We start from the raw sequence: 15,378 nt of genomic DNA on the forward strand, positions 1-15,378 counted from the left end.
AGCCAGAAAAAACTGTTCTAAAAACTTTATTAATTAAAGCAAACCCACGATTCTCATCCATTCCCCAGCCAACTCCCCAATAACCCTGTTTTTTCGCTGTGTTACAGACTGCCCCTCAATGGAGTTCCAGATAAAGTAATCCACATCCCCACACGGCGTCCCCAGAGCTGCGTAGACCGAGGGCATGATGGGAACATGGTCGCCATACCAACACAGGCTGGCTGGCCTATCTGAAGAGCTCAAGGCTCCGCGCAGATGGGTCAGCATGGCATCAGCATTACGGATATGGCGCAAGTAAATCGTCAGATCCTCGCAGCCTGGCGGGGGGGCTTGCTGGTACAAGGCCTCGATATCACCCGCTGCCACCTTTTCCAGATGCAAAGGCCCGTGGTTCTCCATCGTAATCACATGAATGAATACCGGCCCGGTGGCCTGCTCCAGCACACTGGCAACTTTCTCCGCCACCGCCAGATCGCCGATATAAGGGCCTGTACGCTCTACATCGGCAAAGGTTTTGATGTCCAGAAACTCGTCAAAACCAAATAATGGAAACACGCGATGGCGTTGGTAAAAGCTGGCGGGATAAGGGTGAATGCAGATCGTACGGTAACCCTGCTGCTTCAACCAGGAAGCCAAAGTCGCCACGGACCATCCCGCGCACACGGCGCGATAAGGATTAAAGCGGTGCACACCCAACGCACGGTTTTCTATACCGCTTAAGAAGGAAAACTCCGAGCGCACCGTGTTGGCTCCCCAGGCGGGAACCTGCAAATATCCGCTGGCAACCGCTTCAGATTTGAAGCGATCAAACTCCGCCAGAATCTCTGGCCGAATCCTGTCAGAAATTCGCCGGGCATCAAAGAAGGACTCGCTTTGCACGGAAACCAGATGAGGCAGATCGGCCAAGGAATCCGCAGCGCTCAGAACAGACGTGGTCTTCGGAGCTGCATTTTCAAAAGGGGAAGACAAGCTTGGACGTTCTCGGCCTTGCTGCCAATAACGCCAGAAGCTGGCTAACAGCCCCAGGGCTTGCGCGTCCTGCTCCGGTGCAATCTGCACCATCAAACGCGCCCTATTGCCCCACAGCAACAAACCCAGGCTAAGCGCACCAATCAAGGCCAAGGCGCCCCATTGCCCTGTCCAGGCCGCCCGCAAGGCGGGCACGGCTTCCAGCCACAAGCCAATCGTCAATGCGGCAATAAAACCCGCTGCTGCCAAAAAGAATTTGCCCCATCCCAGAAAAGGAATATAAAGCCGAGGGTGACGGATCGCATCCGTAAAATATTCGTAATCCTGAAACACAAAGGCTTCACGCAACGCCTTGAACTTGGCATTGCTGACCACAACCAGCAGCAGGAAAAAGGCGCACAGCAAGGCCGTGGCAAAGATAGGCCGCCCCAGCACAAAAACCAGCACGACATACGCCAGGCCATACAAACCCATATGCAAAGCCCAGGCCGCTGCAGGACGACGCAAGCGGGCTGCCGTTTGCAAAAAACGCTCCAGCCCGACTGTCAGAGCCAGCCCCGACAAGGCAGCCAGGATTGCAGTCCAGAATCCCGGCTCAAGCGTCATAACCGATCTTGCTCAGAATAAAGACGGACACCCGGGCGGGCAGCACCGCCAGAAACCAGCAACCAAGATTCAATGGAAACGGAAAGCTGATGCGCGCTTTATTGGCTTTCAGGCCACGGGCAATACGACGAGCCGCTTTTTTCGGAGTCCACAAAAACGGCTTGGGGCCTGGCATAGCATCACACATGGGCGAGCTAACGTAGCCTGGCATCACCACATTGACCTTGATCCCCTCCGGGGCCAACCAGCCGCGCAAACCTTCACCATAAGCTTTGACAGCCGCCTTGCTGGCGCTATAGGACGGCGTGGTGGGCAAACCAAAGTAGGCCGCCAAGGAACTCATAAAAGCGATCTGACCGCGCCCTCTCGCCCGCATGGCAGGCAGCACCGATTGCACGACTCGCAGCGAGGCCTTAACGTTGATATCCAGCAGCAGCTCCGTATCTTCCCAGGCCTCCGGCTCGCCATTGGGGCCAACATGAATATTCATGCCCGCATTGACGATGACAAGATCAAACGCGGCACATTGCGACAAGCAGGCATGCAAGGCATCCAGATCACGCAAATCCAACTGATACGTCTGTACCTGGGCGCCCGCTAGCCGGCAGCGTTCGGCCAAAGGCTCCAGAATCGCGGCATTGCGACCATGCAAAGTCAGCTCTGTACCGGGCTTAGCATAGTAAAGCGCCAGCTCACCACCAATAGCACTGGTGGCACCGGTAATCAAAATCCGTTCCTGCCCTGCTGGTTCAGCTACGCCCACGCGCTCTCCTTTCTTGAAAGGACCAGTACAAAACCATGCCAAAGCCGACACACACCGTGGCATTCAAAGGAACCAACAAGTAGTTACCCATACGTATGGCCACATACATGGCCCATGCGGAATACAGGAAAGTGAACACTTCACCAATCAACAAATACAGATTGATGCGGGGCTGTCTTGCTGCCTTCTCGCCCTCGCCTTTGGGCGTACGGTTAAATTCTCCGTAGACCTTGAAGGCGGCTCGGACGCCACCGACAAAATAATACCAAGCCATAGGCGGGAACATAGCGACATACAAGTAGGTATGCCACACCGTCCCCAATACACCTGGCCTATCCTCAAAACGCGCGCCCTTGCGAGCCCCAAAGGCATTATTCAAGGCCCAGACAGCGACCAACAAGAAAAACAGCGGCGCACCCCACAGTAAGACCACATGGTCGAAATCCAGCAAATAATTCAGGGGCAGGCTCAACAAAATCAAGGCGTAAATAGACGCCAGCATGACCGATGAAAACATCATGGAAAACGCATGCATGCGCTTCATCAATGGCATATCCTGATGCCACATCTGCCCCAAATGCTTGAAGGCACTGTGGATCAAACCACGGCCCCAGCGCTCCCGCTGCACCCGGAACGCACTGATGTTCTCAGGCAAGGTGGACATGGACACCACATCGCGCAGATAAGCGTACTTCCAGTCCCCAAACTGGGCCCGATAACCCAGGTCCACGTCCTCGGTAATGGTAGAGGCATTCCAGCCACCCAGGGCCTCCACGCAAGCGCGCCGCCAGACACAGGAACTGCCGCTTAAGGAGGCCATATCCCCGTCTTCACTCAGGCCTACCGTCACATATTGCTGGTGACCCATTTCCATGGCCTGAAAGCGGGTCAGAAAAGAATGGTCGCGGTTTTCATAACCAATACCTGTCTGCAAAAAACCCAGCCTCTCGTCCTTGAAGGGTGGAATGGTTTTTTGCAAAAAATCAGCGGGAGGTAAAAAATCCGCATCGAAGATCGCAAAAAACTCGCCCTGGGAATGCTGAATGCCATGCACCAGATTCCCGGCCTTATAGCCTGCACGATCAGCACGCTGAATGCGGCGGATTGGCACACCTTGCCGAGCACACTGATCCACCTTGTTTTGGGCCAACAGCGCCGTCCTATCGGTAGAGTCATCCAGCACCAGAATTTCCAGCGCCGAAAACGGGTAATCCAGACGACAAGCCGCATCAATCAGACGCTCGACAACGGCGGCCTCGTTATAAATCGGTAATAAAACGCTGACCTTGGGATACCAATCCTGCGGCAAGGCGGCAGACGTCTGCACGAGCTCGCTTAGCTTGCGACGCTCCACCCGCCGCGAGATCAACAGTACCCGCAGCTCCAAGAGCACGTACAGGGCAAAGGCCCCAACAACCAACAAGAACAGCGCCTGAGTCAGGTACGCAAAAATGCTCACAATCATGGAAACAAGCGCACCCTAGAAGCCGACCACATCAGCCAACTCCTGGAGGCGATGCTCCCAGGTGTGGAACTGGCGCACATAAGCCGCCCCCGCCGCCGCACGCTCGCAGTCCTGTGCAGTGGGACCTTGGCGCAGACGAGCAAATAATTCACTGGCCTGCTCACGGGAATGCACCACGTGGCAGAAGTCACGGAAATAACGATCCACCGCGCGACCGGGGTTAGTGACCGCAATGCCTCCACTGGCCAGAATTTCCAGCAAGCGACGTGAGCACATGGTGTCCGAGTCTGTGACCGAATTCACATTCAGGCACATCACGTGCTCTTTGTAGATACGCCCCGTTTCTCGGTGCGGCACCTGAGCATGCACCTGTAAATGGGTCGAACGAGGAAAACGGAACTCAAGATGCCGGGACAGCCTGTCATGATTTCTGTCGTAGGCATTCAGATGCAGTTGAGCATCCTCACACGCCCCAAAAATCATGTCCAGGAAACGGCGACGCTCACTGAGGATGCGGCGGTAATAACTGCCCGTAAAACACCCTTCCTTGCGGGTAAACTCAAAGCCCGTGAAATGATGAAACGCTGGCTGATACGGCATGCTCAAGGTATTCACAGGCACATCAGGGCTCAAGCGGGCGCGATAGCGCGGCAGGCAATCGCTGTCCGTGGTGAATACATAATCAAAGGCCTTGGCCACATCGATGAAGTGCTCGAAATACGCCCCGTCGTCCTTGTTCCAGAACACCGTAGGCACGCCCTGATCTTTAGCAAACTGCACCAGCTTGTAAATCGTGCGAGGCGTACGCAAACGGATCAGCCGCGACTGCTTGGCCAGCTCATACCGCCACGCGCCACCCAGCCCATGAAACACGGACTCCACAAAAAGCAGATCAGGCTTCCAGGAGGAGATGACCTCCTGATAATTGCGCGGGTTAAGAATACGAATAGAGCACTCGGCGGACAGGCAGTCTGCCGTAAAGTAGTCCGAGACCAAGGCTACTTTCAGTTGCCCAAACTGCCCTGCGGGCTTGCCGTCTTCACTGACGGTGGGGTGCGTATAAATACGAGCACCCAAAGCCCGGATTGCACGACCGATCATGAATTAGCCCCGGCCGGCAACGCATGCACCACAAAGTCCGCCCAACTACGACGCTGCGAGGCTTCTTCGCGCGCCAAGGCACCATCCTGCGCCAAGACTTCCGGCCCCGCCTGAAACGCCTCATCCAGCACACGGGCCAAGTCCTGTACATCACCCGCTTTAAAAAAGCGCACCGAACGACATGGACCAACTTCATCCTGAAACACCGGCAAATCCGGCACCAGAACAGGCTTGCCCATCGCCATCGCCTCGACCAGCTTGATGGGAGGCACAATGCGGCACACTTCAAAGGGACGACGAGGAATACATACCAATGCAGCCTTGGCCTGCAAAGCACGGGCCTCTTCAGGCGAGACCCGGCCCACAAACAGCACGTGCTGCTCCATACCCAGACTTTGTACCTGTTCCTGCAACTGAGCACGCGCCTCCCCATCCCCAATAATGGTCAGGGTCACATCCTTGCCACGGCCCACCAGATCCGCCACAGCGTCAATCAAAACATCCAGCCCTTCATAAACAATCAGAGAACCGGCGTAGACAATGGTATTGGGCTGCACATCCTGGGAAGCGGCAGGAATAAAACGCGAGGGGTCCACGCAATTGGGCATCAAGCCCATGCGTGCCGGGTCTACATTCCAGTGCTCACGAGCGTACTGCCCCAACTGCTCGGAAATAACAAACAAACGGTCTGCCTGACTGGCGACCAGCCCCTCCAGCTCCAACCCTTGCTTGAAACCTTGTGAGTCCCGGAACTCCGGCATGCGGGAGGCCCGGCTCAGCTCCCATAAGCCACGCATTTCATAGTGAAACGGAATGCCCAACTGACGCGCAGCAATCAAGGCAGGCAAGGCATTGACGTGGTTGGAAGCAGCATGAATGACGGCGACGCGTTGCTTGATGGCTTCCTGGGCGATGGAGGTGGCGGCTTCGATGGCGAACTGCATGACGGGGCGCTTGTTGGAGGGATTACGAGCGTGGGCGTAGCGCACCCCATCCACCAGGGTTTCGTCTAGCTCGGTGTCCACCAATCTGTCTTTACGATCCCATGGATAACCGGGGCGTGTCAGCACGCAGATATCCCCGCCTGCCGCTTGCATGGCGCGGATAATTTCATGAGTCCGAGTGGTGTAACCACTGATGTGATACGGCAAGGCACTGGCTGGCACATACAGCAACCGTCCTGGCACGGGCTCGTAAGGTGTTTCACGGCGCTGACCGCGTCGAGTCTGCCGACGCACCGTAAATAAGGTCAAACGCCGGCTCAGAGCCATCCAAGGCTCCCGCAACAGCCCACGCCATAACTTAAAGAGCATTTTCCTCAGGCCTTTTTCTGAATTTTATTGTCCGGTTCTGCTTGCAGCTCTGCCAGCGACAAGTCCACCGTATCAGGCACACCAATTTTTCCGCGAGCCTTCAAATCCAGAAACTCTGCCGTTGTAATCACGTCATAGTCTTTAGTCAGGCGGGCCAGCAACTTGCGATAACCTTCCAAACGGCTATCGTCACGATATTCACCCAAACCGTTCTCGTCCCAGAACAACAAGGACCAGGAGTGCAGCAAGAAAACCGCAAATGAAGGGTTGCCACTAAGCGTATTCAACAGTAACTGCCCCCACCAGGGGCGGAAGCGGAAATAGCTGGACTCTGGGTAAGTAAGGCGAGCCCACCACTCCGGCTTGCCTACCTTACCTAAAATCCGTTTCTCGGTCATGGGCACTTCAATTACGCCGTTGGACCAAACAAAAGGATTGTTCGTGGGCTTGCTGTAAATACACTGATTATTATGCATGGCGCATACAGAATTGTTGAAGGACAAAGGAATACCCACTGCCTTCAGGGCACGAATCGTATCCGCATTCCAGCGGAACGAACCCGCACGATGCGCCAGAACCGGCTTGCCTGTTACCTCGGACATCAAACCCGCAAAGTGCTTGAACACGAACTCGGCACGAGCCTGCTCGGTGTACTGGTTCATGTACTGTGGACGGTTCGACAAACCATGCTCTTTCCAGAAGCTGTCAGGCAAGTACTCCGGATGCGTGTGTAGTTGCACATCCTGACCTTGCTCATCCAACCAACGCACCACTTCTTTCAGTTCGCCCAGACGGGAGTAAGCCCCGCACAAGTCGGTAAAGAACACATGCTTGGCACCGAACTCGTCACCGATCTTGCACATCTCGGCCACCCCGGCCGTACCCTTAGGAAATCGCCCCCAGATCAGACGATTAACATGGTCGTCAGAGGCCCGCTTGGGCAGCGCCTCTGTGTCGACCGTAATCATTGCGTAGCGATCCCTCATACCTGTGTTTCTACCTGCTCTAAGTTAACTGTTCGCGAAAGACGGATTTTACCCCGCGCCTGCAGATCCAAAAAATCTGCTGTAGTGATCACGTCGTAGTCCTTAACAACTCGTTGCAAGAACAGGCGGTAGCCCTCCAGCAAACGATCGTTGGTGTAGTGGAAATGACCATTTTCATCCAAATCCAACAAGGACCAGGAATGCATCAACACCACCGAGACTTTGGGTAAAGACCACAGAGGATTCTTCCAGAAAGTCGTAGGCCGCGAACCATATTGAAAATAAGAAGACTCCGGATAAGTCAGGCTGGACCAGCGATCTGGTTTGGCATCGGACATACCGGGTGTAAAACGCTCTGTCACCGGGACTTCAATCGTGCCGTTGGACCAGGCGTAAGGCAAGCAATCAGGCTGACCTGTTGGGCAGCGTTTTAACAAAGCAGCCCGCATGGACTGGTTGAACGACAAAGGAATGCCGACCGCCTGCAAAGCACGGATTGTGAGGGCATTCCAGCGGAAAGAACCGGCGCGATGGGCAAGGATGGGTTTGCCGGTAACGTCGGAGATCAGCTTGCCGAAGTGTCGGAAGACGAATTCGGCACGGCTTTGGTCTTTGTACTCATTCATTAAAGCTGGACGATGGTCCAAACCGTGGTCCACCCAGAAAGACTTGGGCAAGGTTTCAGGATGGGCATGTAGTTGCACATCTTGACCTTGTTGATCCAGCCAGCGAACTGCTTCCAGCATGTCAGCTTGCTGCCCCAGCGTGGCGCACAAATCTACAAAGAACACATGCTTGGCACCGAACTCGTCGCCAATAGCGCTCATTTCGCGGATGCCAGCAGCTCCGGTGGGGTGTTCGCCCCAGACCAAGCGTTGGACGTGTTTGTCCGACGCCCTGCGCTGAAGTGCTTCGGTGTCAACTGAAAGGATTAAAAAACGATTACTAAAAATCAAACGGTAAGCTCAGCGTCTTGATAGTATTTCCTAATAGCTGTTTTTGCATCAAGACCATTAGGGAAACCAACACTATGATTTCTAATAGATTTTTTTTGCGCTACATCATTTCCACTAAAATGAATTCTCTTCAATACATTGGGAAACTTAGCCTCAAGGATAGCCTCCATCATCGTATGATGGCTGATTGTATAATCGTCTAAATTACAATAACTCAAACATTCTTTAGGCCCAGGAACAGCATTAAACATAGATAAAAGACTAAAATCCTCAAACTCATCATCATTAGCAGAAACAGCCTTTTCTAAGTCAGAAAACTGAGAATGCTTTCTCGGGTCAAACTGACAATTCGATACCATTGCTGTTTGATTAAATCTAGCAGCCATATCTAGAGCCACATGCCCTCCGCCGCTACTGCCATAAAACAAAATATTTTTTATAGAGTATTTCTTAACATAATAAGAAACAACATATTCAATCAAATCTCTTTGACTAACCTTTTTTGTATCCAAAAACCACCCAAGATAAACAGAGCTGTCTCTATAAAACTCCAGGAGCATATCTGAAAAACAAAGGACGCTAGGAGCACCAACAAAAGACAGATTACTTAGCCTAAAAACAGGAAGAGCTGTCCCCGCATCATTAGAAGTTGGGGGCTTAATGGCACCATGAAAAGAAACAAATAAACTATGGGAGTTATTATCTTTAAATGAATGACTTAATCCATCAAAAACAAAATATTTTAAACCATCATAATGGCGGGCGAATTTCGGTTCGAAAAAAGTTAATTTCTTTCTATCAAATCCGATTTCCGAAGAAATCTCATCATTAGAGCAATAAAACCCACCCTCGCGAAATCCCACTATATCAGCTAAAGAACTATCAACAGGGGAATTAGCAAGAATCTTAGTAACAATTATTTTCTTCTTATTTACGTACGATTCAAAAATAGAGTTAACCACAGGCTGAGTGCTTAAATAAGAAGGTGAAGCCCAACCTAAAAGCTTCTTTCCATCATCAAAACCATAATTGCATTTGAAATTCAGATCACCAACCTCATCTACACTTTTTATCGAAACTGTATCCACACCATCAAAACTTCTAGCAAAAACAGATTTTTTTGAAGAATCTATATTAAATCTAGGATCTAAATTCCATGAGAGTTCAATTTTCCTGGATTGCTTCGAATCTGAGTAGTTACATATAAAATCAATTACGTAAACCTCAACTGAAGGCTTAAACAATATCACCCTAGTGTGAATATATGAATCTCGCTTATGGTTGACGGTACCTTTCGATATCCAATAACCTGAACAATAGATAGGTTTATCTGCAAACCCAGAGCCATACATATCTTTAGGGCTTCGACTAGAGCTTTTTTCGTCAACGACTAAAGTGTTATGAGCATATCCACTAGTAAAATACGCTCTAAATCTATCACTTTTATAGCCGTACTTGCCACTATCAATTAATAAATATTTACCTTTTTCTTGCCACACGAAAGATAAACAATCCGAGTGCTTATGCACACCGCTATGAAAAGAGCCTTGAAAAAAGAGAAAAGAGCTTTTATCTAATTCAACTGTTGGCTTGGATCTAACAACAACATAACCATCCAATAGCGCAGAAATATAGCGACCATTAGAGTTATGGTCCCAATTGTAAATAAGCCGATTATTTGCAAGCTTTGTTGCCGTCCCTGAATCCCCTACAGGAACACACTCCAATGATGGAGTTACCAACCAATGTTTTGCAAGATCACCTTGATCTATGATTTTATCAATCTTAGATTTCTCGATACCCTTCCACCAAGGAGCATTGATTAAAGAAACAATCTTTTTTAAAACAAAAAAATGATATTCTGGGGAATTCTCTGTATGCACGCCATATTCACCTAGCTGGTTCTTTAACAACAGTTCCATACTAGATACTGCATAATCCCTTACCCCTTGGAGATTAAGCCAATCGGCCTTCTTAACCAAACATGCTAAAGACATAAGACCATGGACTTGAAATAAACCATGATTTCCATAATTTAAATTATTAGGATTAGATAAGTTACATATATGTCTCTCTATAAGACTCTCAAGATTATTAATTTTATGAGAAATGCGAAGAGCTTTACACCGCAAAACAAAATAAGTGAGTTTCAAGGCTCTGATGCCAACAGCCATGTCGTACCAGAACCAATCACCAACCTGGTCGACCGTACTAACAGCAGCGTCCCAATCATTAATCACCTGGGAGATATAAGATACATCCTGCGGCTCAAATCGCAATAAAAATGGATCTATCATACGCCACGCCTGAAGCTGATACATCCAATTCCGATCATCATAAGGATCAGCAAGCCAATCAATTGGAAAAGAAAATTTATGGGCTTTAAGATCTTCACGACCCATTGCCATAAAACCTTCTCGCTTGTAACGCTTAATCTCAGCTTCTAAATCCTTAAACCTTCTAATCTCATAAAAACGATCATCCAAATAGTCACCACCAAAAGCATCTATAAACACCATTTCTGACTTTTTTATAGAAACCTCATTAGACCATTTCTTTTCAATCCCTTTAGCAGTTTTAATATATAGCAAAACACGCCAATTACCAATTGAAGCTAAAGTTTTAAAACCAGGAGCATCCTTTTCATCTATATAACCAATTTTTTCTACAACAACTCCATCTTTATAAAGCCGGTAAGCGATTTGACCGAAACCATTTAATTTTGCCTGAATAAAAAACAAGCCATTTTCAAAAAAAAACTTAATCATATCTTTCATGTTAAAAACACACTAAGAATCAAAGCCATGATATCTAGCCAAGACATTCTGAGCAACTTCAGCGGTTTTAATCCAAGTCCTCTGATTCTCAACCCATGCTCTACCATTCATGCCTAATTTTTGTCGAAGTTCATTATTATGAATTAAAGTTTTTAGCTTTTCCGCTAAGTCTTTAATACTTCCCTTCTCGAAAACCAAGCCTGTTTCATTCTCAATGACCATCTCCCTCAAAGCTTGAACAGAAGAAACTAAAATCGCTTTCTGCATCGCCAAAGCCTCCAAAGGCTTCATTGGAGATACCATTTCTGTAACTGGTTGCGGTTTCCTTGGAAATGGAGCTATATCAATTAATGAATAATATGCCTCAACTTGTTCATGAGGAATACGTCCAGGCATAATCAGCTTTTCCGTTAACCCTTCCTCTGCGGCAACTCTCAAGATTTCTGCTGTGATCGGCCCACGCTCTGACCCAGATGCATTTTCATTTCCTACTAACAATAACCTAAAGTCAATATTTTCTTTCACTAGCAAAGCACATGCCTGCGCTAAATTATCAAGCCCTTCATACTGGACAAAGCTTCCTATATAGCCGATAACAGGCACATCACCTGGGATACCCAACTTAGTCGCTAAGTCTTTGTCTCGAACTCTAGGAGAGAATTTTTTTGGATCGCAAGAATTAGGCAGTATTGTAATTTTATTCTGACTCACCCCTCTTCTGATTAGCTCATCTCGCATTGGCGAAGTCAACGTAAACACCTCATCTGCATACGTAGCTGCTAATTTCTCATTTTCAATTTGGGTCACATATAATCTAGTATTTTTAAAATCCGGCTCTCTAGAAAGTCGTGTAATCTCCCAAAAGCCTCGAACCTCATATATAAAAGGTATGCCTACTTGTTTAGCTGCAATTGCAGCCGGAATTGCATTCAAATGATTAGACGCAGCAACTACTACCTCAATTCTGTGCTCTTTCAGAAAATCAACAATTTTTTCAGAAGCCGATAACATATAATCCACCGCACTCAAACCCTTGCGCGATGGATCAAAAATTCTTAGATACCGTAATCCGTCAATGACATCCTCTGATGGCAGTATCTTCCCCTCATGATCTCCTGGTATATCAAATGGGTAACCAGGTCGAGATGCACAAACAACGTTATAGCCTAGTTCAGTCAATGCCACAGCCAAACCATGACCTCGAGTAGCATAGCCTCCCGATGAGTAAGGAAGGCTATTATGCAGAAAATAAGCTATTTTCTTTGAAATAGGGGTATAAGATTTATTTTTTGTTTTTGATAATTTATTTTTTATTAAATCATACGCACCAGAGCTTTCTCTTATCTTCTCTCTTGCCTTTTCGATCCACTCAGCAGTGCTCAATCTTTTTTTTCCGATTTTTGAAATAAGATTGATCGCATTCTTCGCTATCTCATACTGCCCCACCTTTAAAGCAGCCCAAAATAATGACCTTAGAACTTTTTCATTTCCATGGATTGAATACGCGCATTTTAAAACACTGAAAATATATTCGCTTTTATTATTTTCCTTAAGCCATTTTTGAGAATCCACTAAGTCCAAAGACAACAGCTCTTTAACATTATCTTTATTGGCTATATTCGTCTTAAAAAAGCTTAATGCAGCCAAGTACCCACTTGAGGCAGCAGTCCAAAAACCAAATAATAGCTGCTCATCAGCACTCTCACCCTTATTGTATCTCTTTGCCCTCTCAGCTACCCACCCACCATTCAAAACAGCTAATGTCTCCACAAATTCTGCAATAGAAGGATCAGATTCTTCTTTATGATAACTCGGAACTTCTTGCAATTTTTTCTTGCAAAAATAGATATTAACTTTAAAAAACTCTTCACCTAAAAAATTAGACGCTTCTTGATAAAGCTCTAAAGCCCCTTGGAAATCTCCATTTTTATATTTATTATATGCATCTGAAACAAGCTTACTTGAATTGTTCATATACAACTCTTTATTGTTCGGTCACTTTTCAGCAACCGAACAAAAAAACCTTTTATATTAGATGAGAATCAAACAACCAAACCGACAACATCAATCATATTTTCCTTACCTAGGATCATATCAATGTTCTCAACAAAGGATTTATGCTTCACTAATACACATATAACATCTGCTTCTACCAAAGCTTCTTGCAATGAAGCCAACTTGATGTTTTCAGCTTTTAAGCTAGAAGGCAAAACATTCACATTCGGCTCAACAGCCTGTACTTGGCATCCGATCTCACTAATTTTCTTTGTAATCTTTAAAGCCGGACTCTCGCGCAAGTCATCAATATCGGGTTTAAAGGCCAGTCCCAAGCATGCCACTTTGATGTCTGCCATGCGTGCATCAGGACGCAGCGACAGCACTCCGGCAATAGCGGCTTTGACTTTCTCTACAACCCACTCAGGTTTGTAATCGTTGATCTCGCGAGCCAAGCGAACAATGCGAGCCTCTTCTGGTGTTTTGTCCACGATGAACCAAGGGTCCACAGCGATGCAATGACCACCCACCCCGGCACCAGGCTGCAAAATATTAACGCGTGGGTGACGGTTAGCCAGGCTAATCAGTTCCCACACATTAATATTCAAGCGATCACAAATCAGGGACAGCTCGTTGGCAAATGCGATATTGACATCGCGGAAGCTGTTCTCGGTCAGTTTGCACATTTCAGCGGTACGGGCATTGGTTGGCACCAAAGCACCTTCCACAAAGATCCGGTACAGCTCAATCGCCATCTCGGTCGCTTTTTGGGTCATGCCACCAATGACGCGGTCGTTACTCACCAATTCATGAACGACACGACCTGGCAAAACACGCTCTGGGCAGTAGGCAACCTGAATGTCAGCTTCCTCGCCTGCTTGCTGAGGGAAACTCAAATCAGGGCGGGCCTCGGCCAGCCACTGGGCTAACTGCTCAGTCGTGCCCACAGGGGAAGTGGACTCCAGAATGACCAGATTGCCTTTGGCCAACACGGGTGCAATGGCTTTGGCGGCGTCGGCGATATAGCTCAGGTCAGGTTTGTTGCCTTCCAGGAAGGGGGTGGGGACGGCAATCAAAAACGCGTCAGCGGGTTCTGGCGTCAGCGTAGCGCGCAAATAGCCACCGTGCACAGCAGCCTGCACCAGCATATCCAGTTCAGGTTCAACAATATGAATCCGGCCTTGATTAATTGTGTCGACCGCGTAAGCGTTTACATCAACGCCAATGACATTTTTACGGCGGGAAGCAAATAATGTGGCAGTAGGCAGGCCAATATAGCCCAGGCCGATCATGGAGAGAGTTTCAAACATGCTGGTTTTCCGAATCAAGAGATCAAGGTTTTTAGAATTTCGCTAATACGGGTGGCGGCTTTACCGTCCCCATAGGGGTTGTGCGCTCGCGCCATACGCTCATATTCCGCAGCGTCATCCAGCAACTGCGTGGCTGCGCTGACAATGGCGTGTGTTTCTGTTCCCACCAAACGCACCGTTCCAGCATCCACGGCTTCCGGGCGCTCGGTTGTGTCTCGCATCACCAATACCGGTTTGCCCAAAGAAGGCGCTTCTTCCTGAATGCCGCCGGAGTCGGTGACCAAAAGGTCGCAACGATCCATTAGGTAAACAAAGGGCAAATAATCCAGTGGTTCGATCAAATGAACATCGGAAACGTCGGATAAGATACGACGTACTGGTTCCTGAACATTTGGATTCAAGTGCACGGGATACACCACCTGCACATCGCCACGGGAGGCAATCTGGCGCAAGGCCAGGCAGATGTTTTCAAAACCAGAGCCAAAGTTCTCGCGACGATGCCCCGTCACCAGAACCAAGCGTTTAGCTGGATTGATAAAAGAGAATTGCGACTCAAAACGGCTACGCAGCTCAGAGTCCTGGCGTACGCGTGCGGCTACATCCAGCAGCGCATCAATGACAGTGTTGCCCGTAATATGCACCGTCTTGGGATCCACACCTTCATGCAATAAATGAGACTGCGATTGCTCGGTTGGAGCAAAGTGCACATCAGCCAGCACACCCGCTTGGCGACGGTTCATTTCCTCTGGCCAAGGCGAGTACTTGTTGTGAGTACGCAGGCCAGCCTCTACGTGACCGACCTTGATCTTGGCGTAATAAGCTGACAAGGCTGCAGCCATCGTGGTGGTCGTATCACCATGCACCAAAATCATGTCTGGTTGCCATTGCTTGTACACATCACGCATACCCAACAACACATTGCTGGTGATGTCATACAGGTCCTGACCTGGCTTCATCAGGTTCAAGTCAAAATCAGGTTTGATAGAAAAAATATCCAAAACCTGATCCAGCATCTGGCGGTGCTGACCCGTGACACACACGCGCGCTTCAAATGCAGAGTCAGCAGCCAATGCCTTAACGACTGGTGCCATTTTGATGGCCTCCGGTCGTGTGCCAAATACAGTCAAAATTTTCATA

The 15,378-nt window shown here is 48.7% G+C and carries 11 protein-coding genes; all 11 read right to left on the minus strand.

Going from position 1 to position 15,378, the window contains the following annotated elements; genetic code table 11:
* Nucleotides 1–33 precede the first annotated feature (33 nt).
* The 11 genes from FE795_RS15615 to wecB all read right to left on the minus strand — a co-directional run bounded on the left by FE795_RS15615 (nucleotide 34) and on the right by wecB (nucleotide 15,377).
* Nucleotides 34–1,575, minus strand: a complete 1,542-nt coding sequence (locus FE795_RS15615) for an LTA synthase family protein (RefSeq protein ID WP_219235251.1) — start codon at nucleotides 1,573–1,575, stop codon at nucleotides 34–36.
* Entirely contained in the window at nucleotides 1,565–2,338 is a 774-nt protein-coding gene (locus FE795_RS15620) for an SDR family NAD(P)-dependent oxidoreductase (RefSeq protein ID WP_219235252.1), read from the minus strand. Before FE795_RS15620 ends, FE795_RS15615 begins: the two co-directional genes overlap by 11 nt.
* Entirely contained in the window at nucleotides 2,325–3,803 is a 1,479-nt protein-coding gene (locus FE795_RS15625; protein ID WP_219235254.1) for a glycosyltransferase, read from the minus strand. The genes FE795_RS15620 and FE795_RS15625 overlap by 14 nt, the downstream gene beginning before the upstream one ends.
* Nucleotides 3,804–3,818: 15 nt before the next feature.
* Entirely contained in the window at nucleotides 3,819–4,904 is a 1,086-nt protein-coding gene (locus FE795_RS15630; protein WP_219235257.1) for a CgeB family protein, read from the minus strand.
* Nucleotides 4,901–6,175 (minus strand): glycosyltransferase family 4 protein, encoded by a 1,275-nt coding sequence (locus FE795_RS15635; RefSeq protein WP_230406218.1) that lies wholly within the window; start codon nucleotides 6,173–6,175, stop codon nucleotides 4,901–4,903. The genes FE795_RS15630 and FE795_RS15635 overlap by 4 nt, the downstream gene beginning before the upstream one ends.
* Before the next feature lie 47 nt (nucleotides 6,176–6,222).
* Nucleotides 6,223–7,203 (minus strand): polysaccharide deacetylase family protein, encoded by a 981-nt coding sequence (locus FE795_RS15640; protein WP_219235261.1) that lies wholly within the window; start codon nucleotides 7,201–7,203, stop codon nucleotides 6,223–6,225.
* On the minus strand, nucleotides 7,200–8,030 hold the full coding sequence (locus tag FE795_RS15645) for a polysaccharide deacetylase family protein (RefSeq protein ID WP_230406219.1): 831 nt from the start codon (nucleotides 8,028–8,030) through the stop codon (nucleotides 7,200–7,202). The genes FE795_RS15640 and FE795_RS15645 overlap by 4 nt, the downstream gene beginning before the upstream one ends.
* 125 nt (nucleotides 8,031–8,155) lie before the next feature.
* Complete coding sequence (locus FE795_RS15650) at nucleotides 8,156–10,936, minus strand: heparinase II/III family protein (RefSeq protein WP_219235263.1); 2,781 nt, start codon at nucleotides 10,934–10,936, stop codon at nucleotides 8,156–8,158.
* 12 nt (nucleotides 10,937–10,948) lie between these two features.
* Nucleotides 10,949–12,910 carry a glycosyltransferase family 4 protein gene (locus FE795_RS15655; protein ID WP_219235265.1) on the minus strand — a complete coding sequence of 654 codons (1,962 nt, stop codon included), beginning with the start codon at nucleotides 12,908–12,910 and terminating at the stop codon, nucleotides 10,949–10,951.
* A gap of 68 nt (nucleotides 12,911–12,978) precedes the next feature.
* The gene (gene wecC / locus FE795_RS15660; RefSeq protein WP_219235267.1) at nucleotides 12,979–14,241 is read right to left on the minus strand and encodes a UDP-N-acetyl-D-mannosamine dehydrogenase; all 1,263 of its coding nucleotides are present in this window, start codon (nucleotides 14,239–14,241) and stop codon (nucleotides 12,979–12,981) included.
* A gap of 14 nt (nucleotides 14,242–14,255) precedes the next feature.
* On the minus strand, nucleotides 14,256–15,377 hold the full coding sequence (gene wecB / locus FE795_RS15665; protein WP_219235269.1) for a non-hydrolyzing UDP-N-acetylglucosamine 2-epimerase: 1,122 nt from the start codon (nucleotides 15,375–15,377) through the stop codon (nucleotides 14,256–14,258).
* Between the last annotated feature and the right edge of the window lies 1 nt (nucleotide 15,378).

Origin of the sequence: Alcaligenes ammonioxydans, from assembly GCF_019343455.1 — a bacterium.
GTDB classification, from domain to species: Bacteria; Pseudomonadota; Gammaproteobacteria; order Burkholderiales; family Burkholderiaceae_B; genus Alcaligenes; species Alcaligenes ammonioxydans.

Coding starts and splice junctions, on each gene's coding strand:
- wecC (WP_219235267.1), bottom strand. CDS start 14,241: ATGTTTGAAACTCTCTCCATGATCGGCCTGGGCTATATTGGCCTGCCT.
- FE795_RS15635 (WP_230406218.1), bottom strand. CDS start 6,175: ATGGCTCTGAGCCGGCGTTTGACCTTATTTACGGTGCGTCGGCAGACT.
- FE795_RS15625 (WP_219235254.1), bottom strand. CDS start 3,803: ATGATTGTGAGCATTTTTGCGTACCTGACTCAGGCGCTGTTCTTGTTG.
- FE795_RS15655 (WP_219235265.1), bottom strand. CDS start 12,910: ATGAACAATTCAAGTAAGCTTGTTTCAGATGCATATAATAAATATAAA.
- FE795_RS15630 (WP_219235257.1), bottom strand. CDS start 4,904: ATGATCGGTCGTGCAATCCGGGCTTTGGGTGCTCGTATTTATACGCAC.
- FE795_RS15645 (WP_230406219.1), bottom strand. CDS start 8,030: ATGAGCGCTATTGGCGACGAGTTCGGTGCCAAGCATGTGTTCTTTGTA.
- FE795_RS15650 (WP_219235263.1), bottom strand. CDS start 10,936: ATGAAAGATATGATTAAGTTTTTTTTTGAAAATGGCTTGTTTTTTATT.
- FE795_RS15640 (WP_219235261.1), bottom strand. CDS start 7,203: ATGAGGGATCGCTACGCAATGATTACGGTCGACACAGAGGCGCTGCCC.
- wecB (WP_219235269.1), bottom strand. CDS start 15,377: ATGAAAATTTTGACTGTATTTGGCACACGACCGGAGGCCATCAAAATG.
- FE795_RS15615 (WP_219235251.1), bottom strand. CDS start 1,575: ATGACGCTTGAGCCGGGATTCTGGACTGCAATCCTGGCTGCCTTGTCG.